The organism is Microbacterium sp. (assembly GCF_032084865.1).
GTDB lineage: Bacteria > Actinomycetota > Actinomycetes > Actinomycetales > Microbacteriaceae > Microbacterium.
This window is the reverse complement of the sequence record NZ_DAMDLU010000116.1, coordinates 1-9,240: the sequence shown is the minus strand read 5'-3', so window position 1 is coordinate 9,240 and position 9,240 is coordinate 1. Positions and strand designations below refer to the sequence as shown.

Annotated in this window: 8 protein-coding genes; 5 read left to right on the top strand and 3 right to left on the bottom strand. The window is 69.1% G+C overall.

The annotated features are described in order from the left end of the window. Positions 1 to 38 precede the first annotated feature (38 nt). Entirely contained in the window at positions 39 to 1,760 is a 1,722-nt protein-coding gene (locus tag RT309_RS11455; RefSeq protein ID WP_313357166.1) for a nitrite/sulfite reductase, read from the bottom strand. A gap of 271 nt (positions 1,761 to 2,031) precedes the next feature. After that, entirely contained in the window at positions 2,032 to 2,718 is a 687-nt protein-coding gene (locus RT309_RS11450) for a CbiX/SirB N-terminal domain-containing protein (RefSeq protein WP_313357164.1), read from the bottom strand. A 198-nt stretch (positions 2,719 to 2,916) separates the two neighbouring features. Between RT309_RS11450 and dnaK the strand changes: the two genes are divergently transcribed. Genes dnaK through RT309_RS11430 form a run of 4 tightly spaced genes read left to right on the top strand, consistent with a single transcriptional unit; the run spans position 2,917 to position 6,887 of the window. Beyond that, positions 2,917 to 4,788, top strand: a complete 1,872-nt coding sequence (gene dnaK / locus RT309_RS11445; RefSeq protein WP_313357162.1) for a molecular chaperone DnaK — start codon at positions 2,917 to 2,919, stop codon at positions 4,786 to 4,788. A 2-nt stretch (positions 4,789 to 4,790) separates the two neighbouring features. Further along, positions 4,791 to 5,429, top strand: coding sequence for a nucleotide exchange factor GrpE (locus RT309_RS11440; protein ID WP_313357160.1), 639 nt, complete (start codon positions 4,791 to 4,793; stop codon positions 5,427 to 5,429). A 13-nt stretch (positions 5,430 to 5,442) separates the two neighbouring features. After that, the gene (locus RT309_RS11435; protein WP_313357158.1) at positions 5,443 to 6,426 is read left to right on the top strand and encodes a DnaJ C-terminal domain-containing protein; all 984 of its coding nucleotides are present in this window, start codon (positions 5,443 to 5,445) and stop codon (positions 6,424 to 6,426) included. 2 nt (positions 6,427 to 6,428) lie between these two features. Further along, complete coding sequence (locus RT309_RS11430; RefSeq protein WP_313357156.1) at positions 6,429 to 6,887, top strand: heat shock protein transcriptional repressor HspR; 459 nt, start codon at positions 6,429 to 6,431, stop codon at positions 6,885 to 6,887. 7 nt (positions 6,888 to 6,894) lie between these two features. Here the strand turns inward: RT309_RS11430 and mgtE are convergent, their stop codons facing one another. Beyond that, entirely contained in the window at positions 6,895 to 8,250 is a 1,356-nt protein-coding gene (gene mgtE / locus RT309_RS11425) for a magnesium transporter (RefSeq protein ID WP_313357150.1), read from the bottom strand. Positions 8,251 to 8,549: 299 nt separating this feature from the next. Here mgtE and RT309_RS11420 point away from each other — a divergent pair, with 299 nt between their 5' ends. Beyond that, positions 8,550 to 9,026 carry a hypothetical protein gene (locus RT309_RS11420; RefSeq protein WP_313357148.1) on the top strand — a complete coding sequence of 159 codons (477 nt, stop codon included), beginning with the start codon at positions 8,550 to 8,552 and terminating at the stop codon, positions 9,024 to 9,026. The last annotated feature ends 214 nt before the right edge of the window (positions 9,027 to 9,240 follow it).

Sequence of the window (9,240 nt, the reverse complement as noted above, 5' to 3'; positions counted from 1 at the left end):
GTTGCCGCGCTCGGCGAGCGCGCGCAGGTCGGCGGCGCTCACTGCAGGGCCTCCTCGTCTGCTCGGTGCGCCCACTGCGCGAAGGTCTCGCCGGCGCTGTCCCGGTCTGCCAGGTAGCGGCGGATGACCCGCTCGGCGTAGTCGGCGATGCCGTCCGCCGGCACCTTGAGACCGCGCACGGTGCGGCCGAGCCCTGCCTCCTCCCGGTCGACGTTCGCGAGCCCGCCGCCGAGGTGAACCTGGTAGCCGGGCACCTGCTGACCGTCGATCAGCACGAGCTGGCCCTTGAGCCCGATGTCCGCGGTCTGGATGCGCGCGCACGAGTTCGGGCATCCGTTCACATGCAGAGTGATGGGGCGACCGATCTCGGGTTCGAGGGCACCCAGGCGATCTTCCAGCTGCTCGATCGCGCGGGCGGCGTTGACCTTCGTCTCGACGATCGCGAGCTTGCAGAACTCGATGCCGGTGCACGCGATGGTGCCGCGGCGGAACAGGCTCGGCCGGGCCGACAGGCCCAGGCCATCCAGCCCCTGCACGAGGCTGTCGACGCGGCTCTCGTCGATGTCGAGCACGAGCAGCTTCTGGTGGGGTGTGGTGCGGATGCGCTGCGAGCCGTGCGCTTCGGCGAGGTCGGCGAGCGCCGTCAGGGTGGAGCCGGACACGCGGCCGACGAGCGGGGCGGCGCCGACGAAGAAGCGGCCGTCCTTCTGGCGGTGGATGCCGACATGGTCGCCGAGGCTGTTCGGCTTGGGGGCGGCGGGACCGTCGGGCAGCGGGTGCTCGAGGTACTCGTCCTCGAGCACGGCGCGGAACCTCTCGGTGCCCCAGTCGGCGAGCAGGAACTTCAGGCGCGCCTTGTTGCGCAGTCGCCGGTATCCGTAGTCGCGGAAGATCTGCGTCACGCCGTGCCACACCTCGGCCACGCGGTCGGGAGTCACGAAGACGCCGATGCGCTCGCCGAGTCGCGGCACCACCGACAGGGCGCCGCCGACCCACAGGTCGTAGCCGATGCCGAGTTCGGGGTGCTCGACCGCGACGAAGGCGCAGTCGTTGATCTCGTGCACGACGTCCTGGCTGGGGTGCCCGGTGATCGCCGTCTTGTACTTGCGCGGCAGGTTCGACAGGGTCTCGTCGCCCAGGAAGCGATCGGCGATCTCGCGGATCTGCGGGGTCGGATCGATGAGCTCGTCGGCGGCGATGCCGGCGACGGGCGAACCGAGGATGACTCGGGGCACGTCGCCGCACGCCTCGGTGGTGCTCAGGCCCACCGCTTCGAGACGGCGCCAGATCTCGGGCACGTCCTGGACCTCGACCCAGTGCAGCTGCACGTTCTGCCGGTCGGTGATGTCGGCGGTGTCGCGGGCGAACTCGGTCGAGATCTCGCCGATCACGCGCAGCTGCTCGGTGCTCAGCTGGCCGCCGTCGATGCGCACCCGCAGCATGAAGTACTCATCCTCGAGCTCGTGCGGCTCGAGCTGCGCGGTGCGGCCGCCGTCGATGCCGGGCTTGCGCTGGGTGTACAGCCCCCACCAGCGGAAACGGCCGTGCAGGTCGGTCGGGTCGATGCTCGCGAACCCGCCCTGGGCGTAGATCGTCTCGATGCGCTCGCGCACGTTCAGTCCGTTGTCGGCGAGCTTGAACTCCTCGTTGCCGTTGAGCGGCTCGGTGCCGTCGATCGCCCACTGGCCGTGCGGTTTGGTCGGCGTGCGGCTGGTGCGCGTGCGTGCGCCGCGGATGGTCGTCGGCTGCTGGATGGTCATCGAGCCCCCTCAGGTGAATGGCTGGGGATCAACGTACGGACTGCGATTCGAGCCGGGAACCCTTCGTGACACGCAGCGACCAGGAGGGAAACAGAACGTCACGTGACGCGAAATGTGACGCCGGAGGGGTGGTGCGATCAGCGGATCTGTGCGTGGTGAGCAGGGGGTGCGTGGTGAGCAGGGCGCCGCACGAGCGAAGGCGAATCACCCGGGGTAGGACGAGATCACGGGAATTCGTCCTACCTCGGCGCGTTCGCCGACCTGCGGTGAGTCAGGCCGAATGCGCTGTCTCGTAGCGGGCGACCACGAGGTCGACCAACGCGTCCGGGATGCCCCGCTCGGGCAGCAGATCGTCGAGCAGCGGCCCCGTGATCAGACGGTCGCCGGCGTGGCGGACCGCGAGATCGAAGAAGAACCCGCGCCCGAGCAGGTACGTCGCGACGACGGCATCCGGAGCGGCGGCAAGCGCCGTCGGCAGATCCGGATGCCTGGCGGCGAGGTACCCGAGATCGACCCGGCGCCCGGTGCGCGCGCGCAGCAGGGCGGCCATGCCCTCGGCATCCGGCACCGAGCGCTCGTCGCGGGAACCCGCGACGGCGAGCACGATCGGGGCGTCGGGATGACGGATGCCGTCGAGGCGCGTCGCCAGCACCTCGGCGAGCAGGGGATCCGGGCCGAGTGGGTCGGTGACGACGGCATCCGGTCGCTGGGCGACGATGCCGTGCAGGTCGTGGTGCACGTGGAAGCCCTGCGAGAGCAGCAGAGGCACGATGACCACCGGTCCGTCGAGCCCGGCCAGCGCGCTCGCCGCGTCGGGCTGCTGCACGTCGACGAAGCCCTCGCGCACGTCGACGTCGGGCAGCCGCTCGGCCACCCGGGCGACGAGCGCCGCGATCGACCGCGCGCCGTCGACGTCGGAAGTGCCGTGCGAGACGGCGAGCAGCGCGGGTCTGACCATGCGGGCGACTCTAGATCGGGTCGTGCGGATGCCGCCGGATCGGCGTCAAACAGCGAAATGCGACCCCGAGACCCAAACCTGAGTCGAGACATGTCAAGTTTGTTTTGACAGTATCCGGACGTGCGCTTACACTTGAGTCATCACGACTCAGGTTCGCATCTGATCGTCCAAGACTTCACCAATGCAAAGGAGAAACACATGGCACGTGCTGTCGGAATCGACCTCGGAACCACCAACTCCGTGGTCAGCGTCCTCGAGGGCGGCGAGCCCAAGGTCATCGCCAACGCCGAGGGCTTCCGCACCACCCCGTCGGTGGTCGCATTCACCAAGGACGGCGAGGTGCTGGTCGGCGAGACCGCCAAGCGCCAGGCCGTCACCAACGTCGACCGCACGATCGCGTCGGTCAAGCGCCACATGGGCACCGACTGGTCGTTCGACGTCGACGGCAAGAAGTGGACGCCGCAGGAGATCTCCGCGCGCATCCTCCAGAAGCTGAAGCGCGATGCCGAGTCCTACCTCGGCGACACCGTGACCGACGCGGTCATCACGGTCCCCGCGTACTTCAACGACGCCGAGCGTCAGGCCACCAAGGAGGCCGGTGAGATCGCGGGCCTCAACGTGCTCCGCATCATCAACGAGCCGACCGCCGCGGCCCTCGCCTACGGCCTCGACAAGGGCAAGGAGGACGAGCTCATCCTCGTCTTCGACCTCGGTGGCGGCACGTTCGACGTGTCCCTCCTCGAGGTCGGCAAGGACCCGGAGGACGGTTTCTCCACCATCCAGGTCCGCGCCACCCACGGTGACAACAAGCTCGGTGGCGACGACTGGGACGACCGCATCGTCAAGCACCTCCTCACCACGGTGAAGAACAACACCGGTGTCGACCTGTCGAACGACAAGATCGCCATGCAGCGTCTCCGTGACGCCGCCGAGCAGGCCAAGAAGGAGCTGTCGACCGCGACGTCGACGAACATCTCTCTCCAGTACCTCTCGATGAGCGAGAACGGCCCCATCCACCTCGACGAGAGCATCAGCCGCACGCAGTTCGAGCAGATGACCTCCGACCTCCTGGACCGCTGCAAGGCGCCGTTCCACCAGGTCATCAAGGACGCGGGCATCAAGCTGTCCGACATCGACCACGTCGTCCTCGTCGGCGGCTCCACCCGCATGCCGGCCGTGAGCAGCCTCGTCAAGGAACTCACCGGCGGCAAGGAGCCCAACAAGGGCGTCAACCCCGACGAGGTCGTCGCGGTCGGCGCGTCCCTCCAGGCCGGTGTCCTCAAGGGCGAGCGCAAGGACGTCCTCCTCATCGACGTCACCCCGCTCTCCCTCGGCATCGAGACCAAGGGCGGCATGATGACCAAGCTCATCGAGCGCAACACGGCCATCCCGACCAAGCGGAGCGAGACCTTCACCACGGCCGACGACAACCAGCCGTCCGTCGCGATCCAGGTCTTCCAGGGTGAGCGCGACTTCACCCGCGACAACAAGCCGCTCGGCACGTTCGAGCTGACGGGCATCGCCCCGGCTCCCCGCGGCATCCCGCAGATCGAGGTCACCTTCGACATCGACGCCAACGGCATCGTGCACGTGTCCGCGAAGGACAAGGGCACCGGTACCGAGAAGTCGATCGTCATCTCCGGCGGCTCGTCGCTGTCGAAGGAGGACATCGAGCGCATGGTGCGCGAGGCCGAGGAGCACGCCGCCGAGGACAAGGCGCGTCGTGAGGCCGCGGAGACCCGCAACCAGGCGGAGACCCTCGCCTACTCGATCGAGAAGCTCATCTCCGAGAACGAGGACAAGCTCCCCGAGGACGTGAAGACCGAGGTCAAGGCCGACGTCGACGCGCTCAAGACGGCTCTGGCCGGCGACGACGACGAGGCCGTGAAGACCGCGTTCGAGAAGCTCAACCAGTCCCAGTCGAAGCTCGGCGAGGCGATCTACGCCTCCTCGCAGGCGGACGCCGCCGGCGCTTCGGCCGAGGGCGAGGCCCCGACCGGTGACGCCCCCTCCTCCGAGGAGGACGTCATCGACGCCGAGGTCGTCGACGACGAGGACGAGAAGAAGTAATCATGACGGACAAGAACTTCGACGAGAACGAGGTTCCGGAGGGGTCGGATGCTCAGGCATCCGGCCCCGTGCCGCAGAACCAGGACGTTCCTGACAACCCTGACTCGAGCGAGGCCGCAGGGGCCGAGGGCTCGGACGACGACCTCACGGTCGACGACATCCTGAACGCAGAGCAGATCGACGAGGCGGCCAGCGAGGACGGCTCCGACGCGGGCATCATCGACGCCGAGAACGCTCTGCTCACCGATCTCAAGCGTCTGACGGCCGAGTACGCCAACTACCGCCGCCGCACCGAGGAGCAGCGTCACGTCGAGATCGCGCGCGCGAAGGGCGAGGTCGCCAAGGGCCTGCTGCCCGTGCTCGACGACCTCGACCGCGCCCAGCAGCACGGTGACCTCGTCGAGGGCTCGGCTTTCGTCGTGATCGCCGACAAGCTGCGCGGCGTCGTCGAGCGACTCGGCGTCGTCGCCTACGGTGCGCAGGGCGAGGAGTTCGACCCGCAGCATCACGAGGCGATCTTCCAGCAGCCGACCCCCGGTGCCACCACCTCCACGATCCTCGAGGTCGTCGAGGTCGGCTACCGTCTCGGCGATGTCGAACTGCGCCCGGCCAAGGTCGTCGTCGCCGTTCCCGCCGAGTAGGAGCAGGTGATCGATGGCTAGCCAGGACTGGTTCGACAAGGACTTCTACAAGACGCTCGGCGTCTCGAAGGACGTCTCGGATGCCGATCTGAAGAAGACCTATCGCAAGCTCGCCCGCAAGTACCACCCCGACTCCAATCAGGGTGATGCTGCGGCCGAGGCGAAGTTCAAGGAGATCAGCGAGGCGTACAGCGTGCTCAGCGACGCCGAGCAGCGCCGCGAGTACGACGAGATCCGCGCCATGGGCTCGGGTGCGCGGTTCACCGCACCCGGTGCCGGCGGTGCCGGCGGCTTCGAAGACGTGTTCAGCCGGTTCGGGCAGGGAGGACGAGCGAGCCAGGCCGACTTCGACGACATCTTCTCGATGTTCTCGCAGGGCGGCGGCTCGTTCGGCTCCGGCCGCTTCGGTCAGCCCACCGGCGGGTACCGCGGCTTCGGCGGCCCGCAGAAGGGCACCGACCTCACGGCCACGACGACGCTCGACTTCGTCACCGCCGTGCAGGGCGACACCATCACCCTGCAGGCCGGCGACGGCAAGCCGTTCAAGGTCAAGGTGCCGGCGGGGGTGAAGGACGGGCAGAAGATCCGGCTGCGCGGCCGCGGGCGTCCGTCGCCCGACGGCGGCGAGGCCGGCGACATCGTCGTGCAGGTGAAGGTGCGCCCGCATCCGGTGTTCAGCCGCGACGGACTGAACCTGCGCCTGACGGTGCCGGTGACGTTCACCGAGGCGACGCTCGGGGCGACCATCGAAGTGCCCACGCTCGGCGGCGACACGGTCAAGCTCCGCGTGGCCCCCGGCACGCCCTCCGGGCGCGTGCTGCGGGTCAAGGGGCGCGGCGTGACGACGGCGAAGGGCACCGGCGACCTGCTCGCCGAACTGCAGATCGCCGTTCCCTCGCACCTCGACGACGCGGCCAGGGAGGCGCTGGAGCGCTTCCACGAGCTCGGGCCCAAGGAGAACCCGCGGGCCGAGATGATGGCCAAAGCGAAGGTCTGACCATGGACGCCGATTCACCCGTCTTCGCGATCGCGGTCGCCGCGGAGCTGGCCGGAATGCACCCTCAGACCCTGCGGCAATACGACCGCATCGGTCTGGTGGTGCCCGGCCGCACCCGCGGCGGCTCGCGGCGCTACTCGATGCGCGACATCGAGCAGCTCCGTGAGGTCGCCCAGCTCTCGAGCGAGGGGATGAGCCTGCCGGCCATCGCCCGTCTGCTCGATCTGGAGGACGAGGTGCGGATGCTGCGCCGCCGCGTCAACGAGCTCGAGGGCGCTCTGCGCGCCGAGCGCGAGACCCGCCCCGGTGTGCGCGTGTTCGCCGCCGGGGCATCCGGCCAGGTCGTCACCCTGCCGTCGGGCCGGCGCATCCGCCGCTCGACCGAGGTCGTGCTGTGGCATCCGCGCCGTGCCGCCGTCGAGGCGGACGACGCCACCGCATCAGAGGCGGCCGAGTCGTAGAGCGCGCTCAGATCCCGAGCACGGCCTTCGCGATCAGGAAGTAGATGATCAGGCCCGTCGCGTCGACGAATGTCGTGATGAACGGGTTCGAGAAGACCGCCGGATCGACCTTGATGGCGCGCGCGGCGAGCGGCATGATGCCGCCGATCGATGCCGCCACCGTGCAGACGGCGGTGAGCGTGAGCCCGATCACCAGACCGACGTGCCAGTCGTAGATCAGACCTGTCAGCGTGAAGCCCAGGATCCCGAGCAGCAGACCGAGGCTGAGCCCGACCCTCACCTCGCGCGAGAGCACCTTGCGCACATCGCGGGGCGTGATCTCGCCGAGGGCCAGAGAGCGCGTGACCGTCGTCGCCGCCTGATTGCCCGTGTTGCCGCCGGTGCCGATCAGCAGCGGCACGAACAGCGCCAGCACGGTCATCTGCGCGAGGGTCGCCTCGAACGCGTCGAGCACCTGCACGGTCAGCGTCGCGCCGACGGCGAGAACGAGCAGCCACACCACGCGCGAGCGCACGAGGCGGCGGATCGGGGTCGACAGGTACGAGCGACGCAGCGGCTCGACACCGCCCTGACGCGCGGCATCCTCGCTCTCCTCCTGCTTCAGGATGCGGGCCGCGTCGTCGATCGTGAGGATGCCGACGAGCCGCTGATCGCCGTCCACGACCGGCAGGGCGAGCAGGCCGTAGTCGGTGGTGCGGCGCGCGGCGATCTCCGCGTCCTCCGTGACCTCGGCGACGTGCGGTTCGCTCATGACGTCGGCGATCAGGGCATCCTCGTCGGCCGACATCAGATCCCGCAGGCTCACGATCCCGACCACCCGCCGCGCGTCCGTGACCGGCAGCGTGTACACGGTCTCGGCGCTGTGGAGGGCGGCGCGGATGCGCGTGAACGTCTCGCGCACCGTGAGCCGGGGGTGGGTGGTGACGAACTCGGGGCTCATCCGCCTGCCGACGGAGTGCTGCGGATAGCCGAGCATCCCCGCGGTCAGCTCGCGCTCCTGCCGGGTCAGGCCGCGCAGCAGCTGCGGCGCGACGGATGCCGGCAGCTCGTCGAGCAGCCAGACCCGGTCGTCGGGGTCCATCTCGGCGAACAGCGACGTGACCTCGGCCCGGCGCAGGGCGCGCACCAGGTCGCCCCGGGTGCCGGGCAAGAGCGCTTCGAACACGTCCAGCGCCCTCGCCTTCGCGAGCAGCCGGTAGACGATGGCGGCGTCTTCGATGCCCAGCCGGTCGATGAGCTCGACGACCTCGGGAACGGTCAGCGGCGTCAGCCTCGCGGATGCGCCGGGCAGGTCGCCCTGGGCGATGAGGCGGCGGATGTCATCAGCGGCGTCGGAGACGGTCTGAAGCTGGATGGGAGTCATGAGCGTGCCTTAGGAAGGCACCGCACGGAGCGGACTTCGCCGGAGCGAAGGGGCGTGCGTCGCAGCAGACGACGCCGCTCAGCCGAGCGGTGCGGAAGCGGAGGGTGTGACGTGTCTGCGACTATGACTGTCACTCGACATGGTGAACCACCTCGCTTCCTGGTGCTCGGGGAGACGTACCCACCGATCGTACCCGGATGCGCTGGATCGCCCTCACAGCGGCGGTCGAGTGCAATAGGGTTCTCATAGTCGGGGGGCTGCGCAAGGCGGGCCTTCGGCCTGTCACCGGAGGAGAATCCATGCGCACCGCACCCAGATCCGCCCTGTTCATCACCGCTCTCGCCCTCGCTGTCGGCCTCTCCGGCTGCTCGGGCTCCCCGGCGGCCGACAGCAGCAGCGGCAAGAAGACCGACGAGAAGCCGGCCACCAGCAGCCAGAGCGTCGCCGATGCCTGCCAGCTGTTCGTCGACGAGGGCACCAAGATCAGCAACAAGGCGCAGGAGCTCTCGGCTTCGGCGACCACCGACCCGGAAGCCGCCGCCGCCGCGCTCGCAGACGTGCAGAAGGAGTTCGAGGCGCTCGGCGAGAAGATCACCAACGAAGAGGTCTCGCCCGTCTACAACGAGTTCGTGTCGGCGTACGGCGAGTTCTCGACCATCATCGGCGAGGTCTCGGCAGACCCCTCCCAGGCAAGTGACGCCATGCAGAAGGTCAACGACACCGTCACGAAGGTCTCCGACGCGAGCACCGAGCTCGGCGAGATCTGCAACGGCTGACCGAGCACCGCTCGATCGACAGCCGAACGGCCCGTCTCCCGGCATCCGGGGGGCGGGCCGTTCTCGCATCCGGATCAGCCGGCGGCGACCTCGACCAGCTCGCGGGCCAGGCCGTGCAGGTCGCGAGGACCGCCCTGCCAGAGGGCGGAGATCGGCCGGCGCAGCGGCACGGGCGCCAGATCGAGAGCATGCAGGCGTCCGAGCGCGGTGTCGT